Consider the following 21,551-nt stretch of genomic DNA (forward strand, 5'->3'; position numbering starts at 1 on the left):
AATTTTTTTAAACTACTCCAGATTCTCAGAAGCCAACTCTCAGGTTAAATCCAAAACCTCTTGTTCCTGGTAACTGTCCTGATTCGCCCTGTACTGCACTGATCTGTGATGGATCAAAATCTTTTGTTTTAGCATAAATCAGCCAAAGATCATGAGCATCTATCTGTATTGAAGCACTCTTTATTGCGCTGCCTAAGCCCCATTTCTTAACAGGAAGACGGTAACTCAAACCAACTTCACGTAATTTTATGAAACTAAGATCGTAGATAAACTCATCAGTAGTTTTGGCGTTGAAAACATTGTGATAATACGCCTGGGCATCTACATACGTGCTTACCGGCTTACCGTTTGCGTCAACACCAACCATGTGAATACCACCGCCATCAGCAGGAGCATCACGAACAGGGTTCCCTTTATCATTTAAGGCAGCAGTACGCGCAGTTAACCCGCTGAATGAGCCAAATGCGTCAGACAATGAAGCAAATTTACCACCAAACTGATAGTCGATATTAAAGTTAAGTGACCAGTCTTTCAGGAAAGTGAATGTATTTTGAACACCACCTGTATGCTTAGGTAATACACTACCAAAATAAACAGAAGGATTGTTTTTGTAGAAACCATTATCATCCAGGATAGGTACGCCGGAAGCATTACGAAGGATACCGCCGCCGAATAACTGTCCCCAGGCCATTCCTTCTTTTTGAACCAATACCGGCAGGTTACTAAATGTATTGCCACCACCGGATACAACCACTTGCGTAACCTTATATTTTTTACTTACCTCAACTACTTTATCCTGCAACAGGTTTTCGTAGCTTAAGCTAATGTTCCATGAGAAGTTTGTGCTTCTTACAGGGTAGCCATAAGCCTGGATATCGATACCTTTTTTGGTAACCAAACCAAAGTTGGTTAATATGGTATTGAACCCGCTGGCGCCGTTAACAGTGATATTTTGAGGGATCCCTCTTTCATCTCCCCAGAAATAAGTACCGCCTAATCCAATCCTGTCATTTAAGAATCTAAAATCAGCGCCAAGCTCCTTTTGAGTTACAACTGAACCATGGATCTGAGGATCAACATATGCGTCAGGCGTATTCATCAGCAATTGCCCGTTATAAGTAGTGGTATTAACACCATATGAAAGCCCGGGATACCTGTAAGCTCCAAAAGTTTCGTTGCTTGTACCTAAAGCTTTAGGGATCTGACCATAGGTGGCCCTCAGTTTACCATAGCTTAACCAAGGCGTTTTATCTTTCAGCAGGTCGCTGAATACAAATGACAAACCGAATGATTTTGACAACACGTCATTATTTGCCTGCGGTAATGTTGAGAACCAATCGTTACGTACTGATCCATCGAGGAAGATCATATTTTTCCAGCTTAAAGCCAAACGACCTAAAACAGCATTATATTTTTCAGATGTCCTGGAGTTTATAAGGTTGGGTGCGGTAGCACCGTTGTTAACTGTATAAAGGTCAGGAATTAATAAACCTGCAATAGTTGAGGGATTTGAGTTGGTAGAAGTCTGTATTGAAATATCTTTGTAAGTCCAATTAAATGAGTCAGTACCTAAGTTGGCATCAATTCTAAAATCTTTAAAGGTTTTGCCATAAGTAGCTAAAAACTCGTAGTTCTCACGATTTGAATAAGTGCTTTGTGTATAATAGTTGCCAAAAACACCTGTTTGTACAGCGCTGGTTTCCAGTTCAGTAGGAATTATATTTTCTGTCCAGCTGGTAACCTGTTGTTTACGATATGTTGCTTTGAAGCTTAAATCGTTATTAACTTTATAAGTAAATGCGATATTTCCATAAAGGCGGTCGCGGTTGGTATTATAGTTTAACAACTTCTGATAAGTATAAAAGTTATACCAATAGTTTGCTCCATAAAAAGCAGTGGGGTTATCCGGGTTCCAGGTACCGGGATCATTATGGTTCCAGGTTGCATATTCGCCGGGAGCATATTGTAAGCCACTAAGCTCTTTCATGATTCCCATGTCAAGATCCCGGTGAAACCATTGGTTAAATGAACCAGAGCTTTGGTTTCCGTACCCGTCATTAAGCTGACCATGAATTTTCTGATTAACATAATTAACGTTTGCGCTAAATGAAAAATGTTTGCTCAGATCATAGTTATAGTTAATGTTTAAAGTATTTCTTTTCAGACTCTGCTCTGGAATAACACCTTTTTGATAAACGTTACCATATGACAATTTAAAGCTGTAATCATCACCTGCCTTGTTAAACGTTATGCTGTTATCAAGCAGCACTCCTGTTTGAAAGAAATCTCTTGAATTGGTAGGCTGTGGAGTCCATGAAGCAGTTTTACCGGTATATTTTGTACCAGGGTACCATGCATACCATGGAATATATTCCTGTCCAACCATTTTAGGGCCCCAGCTGCTATCATCTGAATAATCGGGATAGTATTTACCGCTTAAAGATTTCCATGCATCAGGATCGCCTGCTTTCCAAACATATTGTTCAAAGTTTGCATCCGCACCGCCACCATAAGTATTTTGGTATTGTGGCAATATATAAGCTTTATCCCAGGTTGCGCCTAATTTCAGATCAATACCAAGGCCGCCGTTCTTTTTAGCTTTGCTGGTAGTGATAATGATAGCACCGTTAGCACCTTGCGAACCTAATAAGGCAGCAGCAGCAGCACCCTGTAATACAGTAACGCTTTCAATGTCGTCAAGATTCACATCATCAGAGTTTGGCAGCACAGTACCGTCAACCACGTAAAGTGCGCCTGAGCCTGAACCAAAGCCTGACGCACCGCGAAGCCTTACTTCAGTGTTACGGCCCAATGCAGCAGCCGACTGGCTGCGAACCTGAACACCCGCAACCTTACCTGCTAAGGCGTTGTTGATGTTAGGCTGGCGAACAGTGTTCAATTCAGTAGCCGTTACAACCTGTGCCGAATTTGAAGTTGAACGAACTGATTGTTTAATGCCGTAACCACCGGTTACCACAACTTCTTTCAACTCATTTGCGTTTGCCTCAAGTGAGGCATTAATAAGGTCAGTTGCACCAATTGTAGCGGTTATTTTTTTAAAGCCTACAAATGTAAATGCTAGTGATTTTGCCGATGCCGGCACCTTGATGGTAAACTTACCATAATCGTTGGTTTGAGTACCAACTTGAGTTCCAGGTACTGTAACACTTACCCCAGGAAGCGGCAAACCGTCATCCTTTGAAGTAACTGTACCAGTAATTGTTCGATTTTGTGCAAAAGCCTGTGTTATACATAACATCAGGAAACACAAACTTACTAGTAAAAGTTTTTTCATTTCGTTAATAATAAGATCAGTTAATAGTTAATTAATGTTAAAAGTAGTGTTACATTATCAAATTGTCAAGGGAAATCTTAAAAAACATTGCTTTTTTTTGAAAAAAATCGCACTTTAAGTATAAATGAAATATTTTTAGTACTATGTATTGCATAATACAATTTAAAACATATATCTTTGTAGTATGATTGTTGAAAACACACAAACCCAAATGCGGAAAGGGATACTGGAGTATTGCATTCTTTCCATAATAGCAAAGGGCGAAACATATGCATCAGATATAATAGCTGAGCTAAAAAAAGCCCAATTGCTTGTAGTTGAGGGTACTCTGTATCCTTTGCTTACCCGTTTAAAAAACAATGGCCTGCTTACCTACAATTGGGTTGAGTCAACATCAGGGCCACCAAGAAAGTATTATATCCTATCAGACGAAGGCAGAAGTGTGCTGGAGCAACTGGATAAGACCTGGGAGGAACTATTATTTGCTGTACAAACAGCTATTGGGAACAGAAAATAAAAAAACCTGAAATTATTATCATCATGAACAAAACTATCATTATAAATATAAACGGCATCGTATTTCACATCGAGGAAGATGCCTACGAGATCTTAAAAAACTACATGACGGATGTAAAACGTCATTTCTCAAACTCGGCTGATAGCCTTGAGATAACAACCGATATTGAAAACCGCATTGCCGAAATGTTTAGCGAGGCCCTTGAAAAAGAAAACAAGCAGGTTATTGTTGAACAGGATGTTAACAGCATTGTTGAACAAATGGGAAGCGTTGCTGACTTTGAAAGCGCCGAAGGTGAAAACAATAGTCACACTACAACTAATGCTTATAATACTGAAGGCCGCAGGCTATTCCGCGACCCTGACGATCATTTGGTTGCAGGCGTATGCTCCGGAATTGCCAATTACTTTAATATTGACGCTGTTTGGATAAGGCTTGCCTTTGCATTATTTACACCGGTAGGCGGTACCGGTTTTTTGCTATACATTATATTATGGATTGTTGTGCCCAAAGCAGTGAGCCGCGCCGATAAAATGGCCATGAAAGGCGAAAAACAAAATCTTCAGGGCTTTAAAAAGAATTTGGAAGATGAATTAAGTTCTGTTCGCCAAAACCTTTCAAATTTTGGCCATGAGGCCAGGCCATTTGTATATAAGGCACGCGACTTTGTGGGCGATTTTTTTCATCACCTGGGGATCTTTTTTAACGGAGCAGGCAGGGTGTTTATAAAACTGCTGGGCGTAGCTATATTGCTGGCCGCTTTTGCCGCTGCTATTTTCCTGGTGGTGGTTTTTGTAGGCACAATAGGGTTTGGTGCTGAATTTGGCGACCATATACTCCCATTCCGAATGGCTTCAAGCGAGCTTGCTGATAACGTTTTAACAGCTGGCTTCCTTACCGCTTTAATACCCCTTATAACCATTATACTGGCAACCATTAAAGGGATATTTAATGTAGGCAGCATTGGCAGATCAACAGGTACTGTTTTATTAGTATTGTGGCTATGCTCATTGGGTATGCTTATATTTTATGCCACTAAGATTGCTTCGGGTTTCAGGGAGCAGGCCAGCTTTACCGAGACCGTTAATTTAAAGCTTACAAAAAACAACACCTATTACCTGAAACTGAACGATATAAAATATTTTTCGCACGATGACAGCGTACGGCTTGATATTAAAAACCATTTCCGCAACATGGTAGTTACCGATGAAAATTACAATGGCTTTCATAGCGAGCCACGCAGCGTTACCTTATATATTGAAAAAAGCGATGTTAATCATCCAGTGCTTGAAGAATCGTTCAGGGCTAACGGCGGCAACTATGAAGCAGCTTTATTTAACGCCCGCAACACCTCTTATATATTTGCACAGCAGGACACCGTTTTAAAGTTTGATTATACCCTGCGTAAAAGGCCAAATGCGTTATGGCACGCCGAAGAGGTGGTGCTAACCTTAAAATTGCCTTTAAACGCTAAAGTTATAATTGACCAAAAGCTTGACAATTATTTACAGGACGTTAATTTATATGATTGCCGTAATTTAAACAAAACGGACAATAAAGCTACTTCTTCAATTTTTAACATGACTGACAACGGGCTACAATGTAAAGTTGATACCATTGTTACAGCTAAAAAGGATAGTGTTAGAAAAGACAGTGTTAAGAAAGATAGCGCGCAGTAGGCAGTAAAAAAGTTAGCAATTGGCAATTGGCAGTTTGCGGCAGGCAGTTATTGGAGAATTATATCTGCAAACTGTTTTCTGAAAACTGCCAATTTTTTTTCTGCCTGCTGAAAACTGCGAACTAAAACCGTTGACCGATAAAAATTGGCTGCTTACCGATGAAATCCGCCCATTGACCAAAAAATCAGGTTTAGCTGTAACCTTGCACCCTCTTTTTGCATCTTACAAATAACTAAAACAAATTTAAAGCACTAACCGGCGGCCCAAATAAGCTGCCAATTAAAATAGGTCAAAAATCCTTATGGGAGTTTTATTGCCTTACAACAACTAAAACATATGAAGCAAATAAAATATACATTCTAATACATCAGCCACTGCCTGGTAAATAACCGGGGAATTCAAAAACTTAACAAACAAATTTTTAAAAAGAACAACATTCTTTAATGGGCAAGTTATTGCCTTAAAATTAACAAACCATGAGACCCATCGCCATAAAAATATTAACCATAATACTGTTTGCCATTGCAGGGATATCCCTGGGATATGCGCAACCGTCAAAATCATCAGCCAAAATCACAGGCGCGCTGCTTGATGAAAAAGGTAAACCAATGGATTACGCAACGGTATCCCTTCTTAATGCCGCCGACTCATCAGTAGTTAAAGGTACATTGAGCAATGATGCCGGCACTTACGCCTTTGATCATATAAACACCGGTACCTATATTATTAAGGCTAGCGTTGTAGGATATGAAAAAACTGCCAGCAAACCTTTTAGCGTAACTGATGGCTCAATTGTTACTGTACCAGGGTTAAAAATGCAACAGGCCAGTCATGCTTTAAATGCAGTTACCATAACAGCGTCAAAACCGCTGATTGAACATAAGATTGACCGCACCGTGATGAACGTTGAAAACAGTGTAATTGCAGCAGGTAATACCGCTCTTGAAATACTGGAACGCGCACCCGGTGTTTCTGTTGATAAGGATGATAACATCAGCATAAAAGGAAAACAAGGTGTTACAGTAATGATAAATGATAAGCTTACTTATCTTACTTCAACCCAGCTGGCTACGTTGCTTCGGTCGACCGATGGAACTACTATTCAGTCTATCGAGATCATTACCAATCCTTCTGCCAAATACGATGCAGCGGGTAATTCAGGTATTATAAATATCAAGCTTAAAAAGAACAAGCAAAGCGGTACCAACGGCAGCGTAACACTTGGAGCAGGTTATGGTTCTACTTTTAAGGATAACGGCACTTTAACATTGAATCATAAAGAAGGTAATTTAAATGTGTTTGGCTCATTTAGTCATGATGACCGTAAACGTGAACACACCCTGAATATTAAAAGAATTGTTACTGACAGCACAGGGGCCAAAACCTATTTTAACCAGTTCTCGTCAATTCCGAATGATAACCATAATAACAGTTATCGCTTAGGCGCCGATTATGACATCAGCAGCAAAAACACTATTGGCTTTTTAGTGAATGGATACTTTAATAAGGAACAGGACGATAATGCTAATAAGACATACATAAGCACACAGCCAAATGTTGTAAATTCCTACCAAACCACAACGTCGCAAATTAACCAAACCTATAATAACATTGCCCTTAACCTTAATGACCGGTATAAGATAGATACAGCCGGCCAGGAACTTGCCGTTGATTTGGATTATTCGAAATTTAAAAACAACTCAGCCGCTCATTACGATACCTATTTTTATTTACCTGATGGCAGCACAATGGCGCCGCCTGTATTTTTACGCAATCAAACGCCATCGGTTATTACTATCCGTACCGCTAAAGTTGATTACACTTATCCTATTAATAAAATACTTAAGCTGGAAACCGGCTTTAAACTGAGCGATGTAAAAACCGACAATAATTTACAGGCACAGAAACAGGTAAACGGCAGTTTTATAAATGATACCACGCTTACAAACAGGTTTGTTTATACCGAAAAAGTTGATGCCGTTTATGCAAACCTGAGCCAGAATTATAAAAACTTTTCAATACAGACAGGGCTAAGGGGAGAGTACACCAGCTCAATTGGTAATTCGATCACTAACAATCGGGTTGTTAAACGCCATTATTTTGATCTTTTCCCCAGTGTTTTTATAAATCAAACCCTTAATGATAAAAATGAAATGGGATTATCTTACAGCCGCCGTATTGACAGGCCGGGATATGATGACCTTAACCCATTTGTATATTACCTTGACCAATATACTTATCAAAAAGGTAACCCTTTCTTAAATCCGCAATACACTAATAACTTTGAGTTTAATTACACTTATAATAAATCAATTACATTAACATTGGGCTATAGCCATACATCAGGCGCAATAACCCAGATCTTGTTAACTGACCCAAAAAGCAAGGCCACTTACCAAACAAATTTAAATTTACAAAGCCAGAACAACTATAATGTAAACCTGTACGCACCTTATACCATAGCCAAATGGTGGGAAGGCAATGTTAACGTTACCGGGTTTTACCTGAAGTTTAAAACGGATACACTTTTAGGAGGTAAACTTGATAATGGCAAAGCTGCCTATCAAATCCGGACCACACAAACTTTTATGATAGCCAAAGGCTGGAAAGCTGAACTGTCAAACTATTACAATTCAGCAATGACTTACGGCATTTTCAACATCAAACCACAATATGCAACAGATGCGGGTATCAGTCATTCATTTGCCAACAAAAAGGCAAATATCAAACTTTCAATGAGCGATATCTTCAATACCCGCCGTAATGATGTTACCAGCTATTACCAAAGCAATAACCTGGACATCAAACAAAAAAATGAAAGCCGGATTACCCGTTTAACATTTACTTACAACTTTGGTAACAATAAAATAAAGGTACGCCAGCACCAAAGCGGCGCCGATGACGAAAAAGGAAGGGTGAAGGGAAATTAGTAGAAAGTTGGCAGTAAGCAGTGGACAGTTTAAAAAAGCAAGCAGTTTGCAGTGAGTATGACACTGCAAACTGGCAACTGCCCACGGCCAACTTTCCCCTACTGCCCTACCATAAATACAGCATTGCTTAATAATAGCTTACCGTTTTCCCAGAAGCTGCGGAATATAGGATCATCAACCATGTATATTACAGAGCCACGGCCCATTGACTGGACACCAAGCAGCAGGCCATCTTTAATTTTCTCTTTACTTTTTTGCCCTACAAAGCCTGATACAAGCCCGTCCTTTTTAACCGTACCCACATTCCAGCCCTCATCACCCAAAAAATCATAAATATCATCGCTCAACTTTATAGAGTAATAGTAATTAGGCAAGCCAAAACCGAGCGGGTGCGTGTTATCAAGGTTCAATTTATAAATAGCGCCCGGTACGCTTGAGCGCAGGGCGTCGCGGTCGCGGGAATCATATAATAATATAGGCAAGTCCTTACTTTTTATGTCGGCCTTATCCTCTTTCTTTTCCTCTTTTTTCTTTATCAAAAATCCTTTTTTATCAACCAATTGCGCTACCGCATTCTGGATAGCTATCAGCTTACCGCCATCGTGGATCCAGCTTATCAGTTTATCGGATGGAAAACCATCATACTCACCGTCAGGAAATATGGCAACATCAAAGTCGGCAAGCCTGGCCCTGCTCAGGTCCTTGTACCTTACCAGTGTAATGGGGTAGCCTATCTGTTGTTCAAAAAAGTGCCATACTTCGCCCATCGCTTCTGAGTTTACATCATCACCTGCTGCAAGCATAACCCGGGGCTGGCGGATATACTTTATAACATCCGACCCTAAATCATATCCCTTTTCAACAAAGCCTGATGTTAGGGGGGTAAGATCCTGGTTAAGATCTGTAGCTATGCGGGCAACGGTTTCATCAAAATCGCCACGGTCATTCCCTGCTCTGGTTACCAGTAACGACCCGGCTGCAAACTTTTTGCCGGCTGCCTGGAAAGGCCGTTCGGAATAACGTACTTTAATCCCGCTTTTTAGCAGCGTTGCCAAAAACTTTACATCATTAACCGATTGCCAGGTTGATACATAAGCATAAGCATGCGTGTTAACCAGCACCTGCGGTTTTGAAGCGCCGAATGTTGCAGCAGCCGGTTTTAACGATTCTTTTAAAGCGTAAGCCTTTAAGCCGTAAACATAAGGGAGCGACCATGCTGTTATGTCATAAGTGTTTGAGTCGGCCACAAAGGTTTTGGGCTCGAGCAATACATTTAATAATACTGACTTTGACTGGTAGGCATTTATCACCAAATCATTGGGGCCAATGGTGTACTGTTCGGTTTTGTTGGTAGTATAATTATACCCGGTAACATTATTTTTTAAGCCGAAGCCATATTGAATGCCATTCCTGTCGAGGAGTTTGGCCAGTGCATTTACCTTATCTACGTTATCATTTTCAATAACGTATGTTTTGTATTCGCCGGGAGGATTGGCTCTGCTGTTATCATAAAACCTTTTAAACTCATCCAAAAGCTTTAATGAATATGCCGATGCCGATTCAATGGTGCTTAAACTGGTTGAATGATGATGTGCAACCCTTTGTACCAGCGTTAATGTATCGCCACTACGGGTAAGTACGGCAAGCCCAGCGCTTATTCCGCCTTGTTCATACGTCATCCCTATTGAGCCATTGTAGATAGGGTAAGTATCGCCATATGATGGATATAAAAGATCAAATTCCTGTTTGGTAAAATACAACCAGCCATTCTGATCAAAATATTTTGCATTGTTTTTACCGATGATTGTTTGCATTTCGCGCTGCCATGAGGTAATCACCTTGTGAAAGGGTTCGGCTGCCGGGGCAAAGTAGTAAGGTGAATTATAGCCCTGCTCGTGGTAATCAACATGTACCTCGGGCAGCCATTGATTAAATAATGCCAGGCGGGCCTGTGTTTCTTTTTGCGTTTGCCATGCCCAATCGCGGTTCAAATCGAAATAATAATGGTTTATCCTGCCTCCCGGCCATGGTTCGGCATGTTCGCGGGCAAACGGGTTGGCATCGGGCTTATCGCCTTTAACCGAATTATAAAAATTCACATAACGATCGCGTCCATCAGGGTTTAAGCAGGGGTCAATAACCACTACCGTGTTTTTTAACCAGGGTTGTGTGCGTGTGTTTGCCAGATCAACTATATCATACAAAGTCCACATGGAAGCCTCCGAGGATGCAGGCTCATTTCCATGTACGTTGTAGCTTAACCAGCAGATCACGGGTTGGTTTGAGGAAGGTGCAGTTGCATTAATAGCAGCCGTTTTCAAGCTATTGTTATTGCCACTACCTGCTGCACCTATATTTAATCCGGCAAGCTTCAAATTGTTCTGACGGATCTCTTCAAGCCGGCCTATGTTCTCGTCTGATGCAATGAACATGGCTAAAAGAGGCCGGCCTTCGTTAGTTGAGCCGTACTGAACCAGCTTTACATTTTTCGACGCCTGGGCTATGTATTTAAAATATTCTACAATTTTATAATGTGGGGTAAATTGCTCCCCTAATTTATAACCTAAAAACTTTTCAGGCGATTGGATTCCCTGCGCAAAGGCAGTACAGAAAGAACCTAATATTATAAATGACAGGAGTAGCTTTTTTATCATGGATGTGGATTAAGTAAAGGCTAATATAAAATTAATTTGTTTGAACTGGAACTATGCTAGTTAAAGAAGGGGCAGAATTTCATTTTCCTAAAAATTTTAGCAAAAACAATTGAAAATTCTTAAATTCGAAAAAAATCAAGGCCCCGGACAAAATCAAATCATAATGACACCCATACAGGCACTGCAAAAATATTTTGGATACAGCGCGTTCAGGCATCAGCAGGAAACAATTATCCAGCATATTTTAGATAAGAAGGATGTGCTTACGCTAATGCCTACAGGTGGTGGTAAATCTCTATGTTACCAGCTGCCTGCTGTACTGCTGGATGGTTTAACCATTGTGATCTCGCCGCTTATTGCATTGATGAAGGACCAGGTTGATGCCCTGAATGTTAACGGCATCCCGGCGGCGTTTATTAATTCAAGCCAATCTACACAGGAACAAATAGAAATAAGCACCCGGCTAAAAAACAACCAGATAAAGCTGCTGTACCTTGCCCCTGAGCGTTTGTTTGGGAAAGAAAGCAAGCTGATGGACTTTTTAAAATCTCTGCCTGTTGCACTTATTGCTATAGACGAGGCGCATTGCATTTCGCACTGGGGGCATGATTTCAGGCCCGAGTATTTGATGCTTGCCGGTCTGAAGACTGAATTTCCAACTGTGCCGGTTATTGCGCTTACCGCCACAGCCGATAAACTTACCAAAAAAGATATCCTTGAAAAGCTGAACCTTAAGGATCCGGAGGTATTTATCTCCTCATTTAACCGTGAGAATATTACATACCGCGTTATCCCAAAAAGAAACAGTTTTAACCAGTTGCTTACTTTTTTGGATGAACGGAAAGAGGATTCAGGCATTATTTATTGCCTGTCGCGGAAATCAACCGAGAGCCTGGCCGCCGACTTGAAGGAAGAAGGCTTTTTAGCGGAAGCTTATCATGCCGGTTTACAAAATGACGTTAAGGCCCGTACGCAGGAAGCTTTTTTGCGAGATGACGTACGGATAATTGTTGCTACCATAGCCTTTGGCATGGGCATCAATAAATCGAACGTGCGCTACGTGGTGCATATGGATCTGCCAAAAAATATTGAAGGCTATTACCAGGAAACGGGCCGTGCAGGCAGGGATGGGTTACCGTCAGACGCTATGCTGCTCTTCTCGCCGGGCGACGCAATAAAACTGAAACAGTTTGCCATGGTTGAGGATAACCCGGATCAAAGCCGCATCATGCTTAAAAAGCTGGATGACATGGTGAATTACTGCCAACTGCATGCCTGTCGCCGGCAATTTTTACTCAAATATTTTGACGAAGATTTTCCAGCAAATTGCGGCTCATGCGATTTTTGTTTAACTGAGTTCACCAAATTTGATGCAACGCTGATTGCTCAGAAAGCGCTATCGGCAGTATCCCGGCTTAAAGAACGTTTTGGCGGTGCTTACGTGGTTGATTTTTTAAGAGGATCGCGAAGCGAAAAGATCCGCGAAGAGCATAAGCAACTTAAAACCTATGGCATAGGCGCCGATATCAGTAAACCGGAATGGCAGCGTTACCTGCGTGAGCTAACCGCCATGGGTTATTTACAGGTAACTGACGATATGTACCCGGTTTTAAAGCTCACGCCAAAAAGCGAAGCGGTACTAAAAGGACTGGAAAAGGTTGAGCTGGTTGCATCGCAAACTATTGAAGAACATCAACCCGCAATAGAGGCCCTTCCATTTGAAGCTGCCTTGCTAAACGAGTTGAGAAGCATAAGGCGGGATATTGCGCAACATGAAAATGTGCCTCCGTATATTATCCTGTCTGACGCCAGCCTGCAGGAAATGGCCACCTACCTGCCCCAAAGCCTGGATGAGTTGCGGCTGATCTCCGGTTTTGGTGATATAAAACTGGCCCGTTATGGCAGGGAGTTTTTGCTTCCGATTAAGGATTACAGCGCAAAAAATGGACTGTCATCCAAAATAAAAAACAAAGTGCCCAAGCGTGAACGCAAAGCTAAAACGGGAAGCAACAGATCATCAGATACGGCAAAGGAAAGTTTTACCTTATACCGGGCTGGGAAACCTATCAGCGAGATCGCCACGCAGCGCGGGTTAGCGCCAACCACTATTGAAGGCCATTTAAGCTTTTACATATATAAAGGCGAAATGGAGGTGACCGAGCTGGTAAAACAGGAAAAGATCCCCGCCATTAAAGATATAGTTGAAAGCTACGGGGCCGAAAAACTGGCGCCTATAAAAGAGGTTTTGGGGGATAACTATAGTTATGGCGAGATCAAAGCAGTTGTAGCCTGGATGCGGAAGAACGGGGACATTTAAAGATCTTTTTGGCGGTGTGTGTTATGCTGCTGCTAAAGTTAAGGGAACGCTGGCTATAACAAGCCACAGGGCAACACCCAATAGCCCCACCTAAACGGCAACGCCTTCATGAACGCCCATAAAAAACAAACAACCGTGAATAATCCTCCCCGCTAGGCTACCGTGTACCCACAAGTTTTTATAAAACCCATGCGGGGTTCAATATTGGTAGAAAAATGCCAAGAAATATTTTTTGTGCCGGAGGTACAACACCTATTCCGCCTTTTGGCTGGTTAACGAAAATCCGTGGTAAGATAGTTCAATAGGTTTCGCACCTATGGAGCGAAAATTGATTGTTTTTCTATTTTTCTACCAATATTTTGCTCCTAACGGAGCAGCCTTTCTTTATAATTAATTGAAATAAAAGATGTGGGTACACGGTAGCCTACCGGGGGAGATTTAGAGGGGGCTACCATGCTTTGGGGGGAGAATTACATTTGTGTTACCCTTTTTCTACAGACGTTTTGCACCTACGACTTATTTCTAAAACGGGACCTCTTAACTTAATAACAGCTAACCTGCAGCATGCACCTATCATTTAAAAAACGTGCATTCAGTTCAAATTATTGGCGCTGCACTTTTAAAGCCGGATGAACCGCATTATCAACCATATCTAACTTTAGTTGAGCGGGTTCTGTAACATATATTGCCGACTTACCTTTATAATCAACCACCTTGCCGGTTACACAAACAGCCCTACCTTTAAAATCAGTTTCAGGGTGCCATTTAAATTTTGGATTTTCGGGTCCTTTAACCACTACCGTTAAATATTCCCCGGTTTCACTGCCAAGGTATAACAGCGTTGTATTTGAGCCAGAAACCACTTCGGTGCTGTAAACCTTATCGCAGATCATTACACTTTCGCCGGTATGTATAGCCGCATCCTTAGCGGCAATTTTTTTTTGTGCCGAACAGCTAAATGCCAGCAGCATTATAAACGCGGGGATTAAAATTAATGGTTTCATTGAATAAAGTTACTGAATTGAAGGCGTATGTATGAACGTAATTAACCGGGAAGAATTGTACCCCGGTTACCTTATTGCATTCCCGCATTTTATAATGCATAAAGAGGCCGCCTTATGTAAATTATAAGGCGGCCAAGGCGGCCTCTTTATGAAACAGATAATTAGTTCTGTTTTACAAGCGTTGAATCTTTCTTCTTGCCTGTTGAATCCTTTTTCATTGGTTTGGTTTTCTTTTTCTTGGTGGTATCTGTCTGCATTGTTGATTTAACAGGATGCGGAATAGCATATACACTTCCGAAAGAGATTGCTGCTAAAGCAATCATGCTGATTATCTTTTTCATAGTTTTTCAATTTGTTATAAGGAGGTAAGCATAATGATGCCAGAAAAGATACAATACATTAATTATCTTATTATCAACTCTTTAATAAACCTTGAACTTTTATCAACCTGTGGAGTTTCTCCACAGGTTGACGACAAATTCAGCATTACTTTGCGGCAGCTATAAAATATATTAATAGCTTTGAGATACAGCATAATCAATTTATGAGCACCATCTTCTGAAAGATATTTTCTGCGATCATTACCCGATGCAAATCTTTCAGAAAATTCTATTATGTTTATTTCTTCAAGCATCTTATTTCAATATCGATATCTATTAATACCTATAAAAATAATTATTTTAGAAAAATGATTTATTTATCAGCCCAACCCGATGACTATTATTTTCTCTGGCAGTTACAACTGCAATTATTTAATTTTCACTCGCTTGGTATTAAATCTGAATCTATACACATACTAATTGGATATAACCCCAAAAAAGGGTTAAGTTCGGAATTTGAGCAATGGATTAAAGAAAACAGCTTGGCACAAATCTTTATTTATCCGGATGAAAGGGTTAATCCTCAATATCTCTCCTCTATTCGTCCGCATATTATTGCCAGGCATTTTGAGACACATCCGGAACTGAAAGAAGAAGTGATTTTTTATCATGATTCGGATATAGTCTTTAACCAATTACCTGATTTCGATTTGCTTATGCATAACGACGTTTGGTATGCCTCCGATACCCGCTCATACCTTGATTTAAATTATATCAAAGATACGGCTGGTGCAGAAATATTAAATGAAATGTGCCGGATTATTGGTATAAACAAATCAATGGTTGAAATAAATGACAAAAACGCCGGCGGGGCTCAGTACCTGTTAAAAAAAACCACTGCTGAATTTTGGAAAAAAATTGAAAAAGACGCTGAGCAACTTTTTCAATTGCTAGAAAATCATAACGCTAATCAAGCATTTAATGACAATAAAGGATTGAAAATTCAAGCTTGGTGTGCTGATATGTGGGCTTTGTGGTGGAATGCGCTGCTATTGGGCAAACAATTTGAAATACATCCGGAATTGGACTTTTGCTGGGCTGATAGCACTATGGAGCATTTGGGATCACGTAAAATATTACACTATACAGGTTCTATAGCTAAAGAAGACAAGCAGATCTTTCGTAAAGGGAATTATGTAAACTATTCGCCATATTATGACGACTTGAATGAAATTAGTGAAAATACTTGTGGCTATTTATTAAAAGATATAATTAAGAAATACTGCCATTCTCAAAAGGATAAAAGGATTGATTTAAGTGATGTTTCTTTCTTGATTCCTGTAAGAATCGATTCTGAAGATCGTTTAGAAAATGTTTATGCTATTACCAATTACTTAACAATCCATTTTAACACTTCTGTTTTAATAACGGAAATTGATTCATCCTCCAAAATTAACATCAAAAAGTTACCGGAAGAGGTGCAATATTATTTTGTTTATGATAACAACAAAAAGCTTCATCGTACAAAGTATAATAACCAATTAATACGAAGAGCATCAACCAAATTTATTGCACTTTACGATACAGATATGATTGTTCCCGTAACGCAGGTAATTGAATCAGTTGGACTATTAAGAGAAAATAAAGCCTCCATGGTTTCGCCTTATGCAGGGAGCATCGCAAATGTAGACAGGTTGTTAAAAGCAATGTTCATTAAAATACAGGATGCGGAATTTTTGCGGTCTAATCAAAATAAATTGGCAATAGGGGTAAAACGTTCGTATGGGGGTGTAATGTTTATGAACAAAGAACACTACTCAGAAGCGGGAATGGAAAATGAAAACTTGACATCATGGGGACCAGACGATATTGAGCGGGTTAAACGAATGGAAGTATTAGGATATAAAGTAAAAAGGGTGAGGGGCGATCTTTATCATTTACTGCATGAACGGGGACTTAACAGTTCCTATCAATCAATTAACGAACGGTGCGTTATGATGAGCGAGTATTTAAAAATATGTGATATGGAGAAGTATGAGTTGCTAAATTATGTAGAAACATGGCATTGGAAAAATTAGATACTCAAGAATTTAACATGGAGCTATCAGTTGAAATAAAAGAAAAACTGGAGGCTTTTGAGTTAAAATGCGGAGACAATTTCAGCTTGTACCGGGGAAAAACTGGCCTTTGCATGGCTTATTTTATATTATCTGCGGCTTGTGATAACCCAGCTTATAAAACAAAGGCGCATGAATTATTGGATGAGCTGAGCGAAAATATGGCTGATGTACAGAAACTGCATTTTGCTGCCGGCATAGCCGGGATTGGCTGGGCCGTTGAATGGTTGGTACAAAATAAATACATAGATGCCAATACCGATGACATTTTAGAAGACCTGGACGATGAAATATACAAAGCTGTTGTATATGAAAAGTCGCCTGATCTATCAATTGCAAATGGCACCTTAGGTAAGGCAATGTATTTCTATAGAAGACTGTTGGCACAAAATCCAACCACAAACCGTTACAGGACCATTTGCAACCAGGAATGTTTGGTGTTATTAACTGACGAAATAAACGAAGTAATGCTAAATGAAGAATCCGGGTGGTTATGTAATAACCATGTGCCTACCCCAGATCAACTCACACAAATAGCGCAATCCATCATTTTTCTTAGTAAACTGACCCCATTCAGAATCAATATAGAAGTTTGCAAAAAAGTAACCTCCTCTATTATATCATTTATTAAAAATTGTTGCGAACAGGATGATTTCTTTCACTCTGAAAAAAGTGTAGAAAAGCTTCACCTGCTTTATGCAAACTACATGGTTGCTATTGGCTTGAAAAACGATGCTTTAATAAAAGATGCTTCAAATTATTACTCTCGTTATTTATCAAATATTGATACAATAGGTATTATTGAACCTTTTGAATTTTATATACGGAAGAAGCTGGCTGGATTATTAAACAAGGATATACCAGGTAAAACATATAGTAACATTGCACATATTTTTGATGTGATGAATTTAATAAGTGGCCCGGCAAAAATAAATGATATTGATTGGGATGAAGCCTGGGGCTTATGATGTTAAATTTCCTTGAAATGCTTTTGTGCTATTGAAGGATCCGCACTTTCGGGAAGACATTGGCAAACCGGCTAAACCAATCCGCTTTGATGATAGCTTTACGGGGGTTGAAGAACATCTATAATCTGAGCCACGAAAGTGTAATGGGGCAATGAGCGGATGTTGATCTGTGGAGAAGGTATTATAGAAACCCGTAAGGGTTTTGATTCCGGGATAACCTATTGATTGAAAAAATTGAATTCGGTTTGAATTGGATTGATGAGCAGGCACTTGAGTTTACTTACATTTTTCAAATAATAGTGCTTTACATTTAAAATATCCATATTCACCATCTTCTCTTGCTATAACTTTACCATTGGGATCAATAAGGATAAATGTTGGAAATACGCCTACATTATACACCGTTGTTATACCATTGATGTCCTTTTTATCCTGGCTGCTCCATAAATTCACCCAATTCATACCCAGTTTACTAACTATTTCTTTACATTTATTTTGGTTGGCATTGTAATCATCAGCTATGCTCACAAATGCAATATCTTTGTTTTTATATTTTTTATTCTCTTCAACTAAATCAGGTAAAAGCTTTATGCAGGGCTGACACCATGATCCCCAAAAATCAATCATAACATATTTGCCTCTTAATGATAATAAATTAAAAACCTTATTATTAATATAATCCCTGCTTATAATATTAGTTGCCATGGTACCTACTGAATTCCCTGCTATTTTAGCTATATTAGTTAAAAGGTACTTGCCATTTATGCTGGCCTGGAGTATGGCGCCCATGTTATTATAAATTTCGTTTAGCTCTTCCACTGTATAATAGTGATAGTGTATAGCCAATAGGTAGGGAGTAACATATGACTTGGGGTGGCTTTTAAAAAAATCATATTCAACAAGATGTTTCTGTTTATTATAAAGCACTAAGCTATCCTCATAGTTTTTTAGGTTAATAGTATCTTTCTTATCTGGTGTATAGTTTAAAACACGAGAAAATATTTGCTTTAAATCATTGTCGGCATTCTTCCACGCCATCAATTCATCATGTGTTTTTGAACCTTGAACCTTTACAGTTGAAAGTGGCTTATCAGTTAACGCTACATTAATCAAGGTGGGTTCTAAAAATATGTATTGTGATGTGTGATCAATTGCTAAATTATTGGACAATTTTAAGTAACCAATAACAGGGTAAGCTATTTTACCGGAAAATTCGAAATTGCCGTTAACAATTTTACTACTATCAACAATTGATTTGTTGTAGAAATAGTTAAAATATATTGTTCCTTTATCCAGATTAGCAATATGGCCTTTTATTTTAAAGGCACTGTCAGGCGCTTGAGAAAATACATTACCAGCAAATAAAAGTAAAGTTATGTGTATAAGATTCTTTTTCATAAGGCTCCTTCTTTCTAAAAAATGTAGGGATACATTTCCATTATCCCTACATTAAATATTTATTTAATAACTTACATACACACGTACCCGGTTTGAGCATTGCCATTATATAAACACCTTCCGCTTCCACAGCAGTCGGTTTCTTCAGTAACCGGGCTGCAAAGCCAATCCCGGTGGAGACAGCCTGGGTTGGTAGATAGCGCTTGAACGCCACCCAATACATTTTTCAATTGGGCCCTTGTTAGCACTTCGGTAGTACCGAGTTCCATTGCTTTTAATTTCAGCTTTTTCATTTTTCTAGATTTTGGTTTATAAAAAATTTATTGCGCCCCTATTTAAAGCCCGGGAAGCATTAAGGCCCAACCCATTAGCTATCGTTTGCAACCAATAACTGCAGGTATATCTATAAATTTCTTTTCTATAGTTTAAACAGAAAGAAAATATTTCAAGTCGCTCACACTGTATATTTCGGGTAATTGATGTCCGTTTATAAAAAACGTAGGCGTAAAATCTATCTGTGTTTTATCGCACCACTCCATCATGGCATTTACTTTATCGTCCTGCTGTTTTAATTCACCGTTCATAGGGTGTTTGGAAGCAAAGATCTCATAGTCTTTCTTGTCGGCTAAATACCAGTCGTCCAGTGCCTGTCGGGTTATGGTTTCACCGCCTTCAGCTATAGCCAGCAAATGTTTAACCGGTGGGGCCTTTGTGTCACCTTCATTATTGGTTGCGGTAAACAGAATTTGTATTTGTACATCGGGGTTGCTGTGCAGCAGCTCTTCCATAGGTGTATGCGCTTTGGCGCAAGGCCCGCAATAAGGGTTGCAAACCTTTATTATTTTATGGGTTGCATTCGGGTTGCCTAGTATAATACCTAACCCGGCAGTGTTTTCCGTTACCCGCTTTTGCTTTGCCAGTAACGCTTCAAATATCTGTGGGTTATGTTTAAGGCGTTGCAGTTCAGTTTTATTGCGCTTGCTTTCTTTTGCAGAACGATATGCCGGCAATAACAGGCTCACCATAATAAATGGAATGGTATAGGCAAACAGAACAGGTATAATTATTTCGGTGCTAAATGCCTGGTTAACTGGCATTGAGGTATGCCATTGGGCCGTAAGCGCAGTAACCAGTTGTAACACAAGTACCCCCTGCACGCACAAACACAATACGCACCATTGTTTAGCTATGTGCCATTGGTAATAAACAGAAAAAAAGACATACGGGATAGCCAATACGTTAAACCAGGCCAAAATAAACAAAGCGCCGGCATTTGTTATTCCTTCAAACAGTAAGGTAAATAACCCTCCGGCAAAGTAAGTAAATCCAATAGCGCTCCAGCTAATGCCTGCTATTTTGGAAGCTTTTGAGTTAAGGATCGCTCCACAGTTTACTTTTTTCCCTGCGCTGCATATTTGCTGCAGTATAGGGTTGTACTCATCCAGCTCATACCAAAGTAACAGGCCGCCCATTATACAGCCAAATAAAGTAAGCATCGTGAAAATTATTGGAAAACCCTCCGATGCACCATACTTTGCAAAAGCCAGTACACAGGCAAGGATAACAAATACAGGCAAGGCTAACCAAGTGGTATATTTAGCAATGTTCACCTGCTTTTCTTCGCGGCGTTTACTAATAAAATCTTTTTCTCCCCTGGCATCTTCAGCCCCGGCCAGCAATACAATACCTGAGGGCCAGTTTTTTTCAAAATCTTCTATTCCAATATTTTCCCATTTATATTTTTCAGGATGGTAGTAGCTAACTGTATGATCTTTTATCGATCTGATAACCGTAAATAAATTACTATTTGATTCCCCTTTTATAGGGACAATGCAAGGCATAGGCATTTCAGCAAGTTTATCAACAGTGCTTTTTATCGAGATGTTCTCAACGCCATATCCTGCAAGAACATCGCTTATACTTAATAAGCTTGGATAATCCGGATGGTTATATAAATCATTTTCTAAGGTAGTAGTGGTAACGGTTACATTTAATGTCAAAAGTAATTTGCTGGCTGCTTTAATGCAATTTTCTTTGTTATTAAACAGAGGGCGAATCTTCATAAATTCTATGATTTAGGTGATTATACTACTTGGGACAATAAAGTGCGTCTTGAAGTTTTTTACAGATATTAGGTCAATGCAATACTAATGGTTTAGTTATACTGCTTATCAAACATGAGCAAATTTGATTGTATTTTTAAAATTAAAGCCACACAAACGTTTGCGTTATGATTATCTGATAGTTAAATATTTAATAGTAATCAAATGGGGCTTGTGGGGATAGTTTTTCCACATCATAGGGTTTCATTGTGCTGAGCGGCGCAATCGAAACAATTTTATGGCTGTGCAT

Annotated in this window: 14 protein-coding genes; 6 read left to right on the top strand and 8 right to left on the bottom strand. The window is 39.6% G+C overall.

Annotated elements, in window-relative coordinates:
* Positions 1 to 25: 25 nt before the first annotated feature.
* Positions 26 to 3,295, bottom strand: a complete 3,270-nt coding sequence (locus BUE31_RS12970; RefSeq protein WP_083619819.1) for a SusC/RagA family TonB-linked outer membrane protein — start codon at positions 3,293 to 3,295, stop codon at positions 26 to 28.
* Between the two features lie 184 nt (positions 3,296 to 3,479).
* Between BUE31_RS12970 and BUE31_RS12975 the strand changes: the two genes are divergently transcribed.
* The 3 genes from BUE31_RS12975 to BUE31_RS12985 all read left to right on the top strand — a co-directional run bounded on the left by BUE31_RS12975 (position 3,480) and on the right by BUE31_RS12985 (position 8,421).
* Positions 3,480 to 3,812, top strand: coding sequence for a PadR family transcriptional regulator (locus BUE31_RS12975; RefSeq protein WP_073404046.1), 333 nt, complete (start codon positions 3,480 to 3,482; stop codon positions 3,810 to 3,812).
* A 23-nt stretch (positions 3,813 to 3,835) separates the two neighbouring features.
* Positions 3,836 to 5,491 carry a PspC domain-containing protein gene (locus BUE31_RS12980; protein ID WP_073404048.1) on the top strand — a complete coding sequence of 552 codons (1,656 nt, stop codon included), beginning with the start codon at positions 3,836 to 3,838 and terminating at the stop codon, positions 5,489 to 5,491.
* A 476-nt stretch (positions 5,492 to 5,967) separates the two neighbouring features.
* Complete coding sequence (locus BUE31_RS12985) at positions 5,968 to 8,421, top strand: outer membrane beta-barrel family protein (RefSeq protein WP_073404050.1); 2,454 nt, start codon at positions 5,968 to 5,970, stop codon at positions 8,419 to 8,421.
* Between the two features lie 98 nt (positions 8,422 to 8,519).
* On the opposite strand, the gene BUE31_RS12990 is transcribed toward BUE31_RS12985, so the two are convergent.
* A complete protein-coding gene (locus BUE31_RS12990; RefSeq protein WP_073404052.1) occupies positions 8,520 to 11,075 on the bottom strand; it encodes a M14 family metallopeptidase in 2,556 nt (851 codons plus the stop codon).
* Positions 11,076 to 11,238: 163 nt separating this feature from the next.
* Here BUE31_RS12990 and recQ point away from each other — a divergent pair, with 163 nt between their 5' ends.
* A complete protein-coding gene (recQ, locus tag BUE31_RS12995) occupies positions 11,239 to 13,392 on the top strand; it encodes a DNA helicase RecQ (protein ID WP_073404054.1) in 2,154 nt (717 codons plus the stop codon).
* A gap of 602 nt (positions 13,393 to 13,994) precedes the next feature.
* On the opposite strand, the gene BUE31_RS13000 is transcribed toward recQ, so the two are convergent.
* The 3 genes from BUE31_RS13000 to BUE31_RS13010 all read right to left on the bottom strand — a co-directional run bounded on the left by BUE31_RS13000 (position 13,995) and on the right by BUE31_RS13010 (position 15,030).
* A complete protein-coding gene (locus BUE31_RS13000; RefSeq protein WP_143167106.1) occupies positions 13,995 to 14,396 on the bottom strand; it encodes a hypothetical protein in 402 nt (133 codons plus the stop codon).
* 161 nt (positions 14,397 to 14,557) lie between these two features.
* The gene (locus BUE31_RS13005) at positions 14,558 to 14,737 is read right to left on the bottom strand and encodes a hypothetical protein (protein WP_073404058.1); all 180 of its coding nucleotides are present in this window, start codon (positions 14,735 to 14,737) and stop codon (positions 14,558 to 14,560) included.
* Between the two features lie 62 nt (positions 14,738 to 14,799).
* Entirely contained in the window at positions 14,800 to 15,030 is a 231-nt protein-coding gene (locus BUE31_RS13010) for a hypothetical protein (RefSeq protein ID WP_073404060.1), read from the bottom strand.
* 54 nt (positions 15,031 to 15,084) lie between these two features.
* Here BUE31_RS13010 and BUE31_RS13015 point away from each other — a divergent pair, with 54 nt between their 5' ends.
* Together BUE31_RS13015 and BUE31_RS13020 are read left to right on the top strand one after the other, a co-directional pair.
* Complete coding sequence (locus BUE31_RS13015; RefSeq protein ID WP_073404062.1) at positions 15,085 to 16,794, top strand: galactosyltransferase-related protein; 1,710 nt, start codon at positions 15,085 to 15,087, stop codon at positions 16,792 to 16,794.
* Positions 16,776 to 17,801, top strand: a complete 1,026-nt coding sequence (locus BUE31_RS13020; RefSeq protein WP_073404064.1) for a lanthionine synthetase LanC family protein — start codon at positions 16,776 to 16,778, stop codon at positions 17,799 to 17,801. The genes BUE31_RS13015 and BUE31_RS13020 overlap by 19 nt, the downstream gene beginning before the upstream one ends.
* Before the next feature lie 276 nt (positions 17,802 to 18,077).
* Here BUE31_RS13020 and BUE31_RS13025 read toward each other — a convergent pair whose 3' ends face one another.
* From BUE31_RS13025 to BUE31_RS13035, 3 genes are all read right to left on the bottom strand, one after another.
* A complete protein-coding gene (locus BUE31_RS13025) occupies positions 18,078 to 19,199 on the bottom strand; it encodes a TlpA disulfide reductase family protein (RefSeq protein WP_073404066.1) in 1,122 nt (373 codons plus the stop codon).
* Positions 19,200 to 19,270: 71 nt separating this feature from the next.
* Entirely contained in the window at positions 19,271 to 19,492 is a 222-nt protein-coding gene (locus BUE31_RS13030; RefSeq protein ID WP_073404068.1) for a hypothetical protein, read from the bottom strand.
* A gap of 132 nt (positions 19,493 to 19,624) precedes the next feature.
* A complete protein-coding gene (locus BUE31_RS13035; protein ID WP_073404070.1) occupies positions 19,625 to 21,262 on the bottom strand; it encodes a vitamin K epoxide reductase family protein in 1,638 nt (545 codons plus the stop codon).
* Between the last annotated feature and the right edge of the window lie 289 nt (positions 21,263 to 21,551).

It is taken from the genome of Mucilaginibacter sp. OK098, from assembly GCF_900142915.1.
Taxonomy (GTDB): domain Bacteria; phylum Bacteroidota; class Bacteroidia; order Sphingobacteriales; family Sphingobacteriaceae; genus Mucilaginibacter.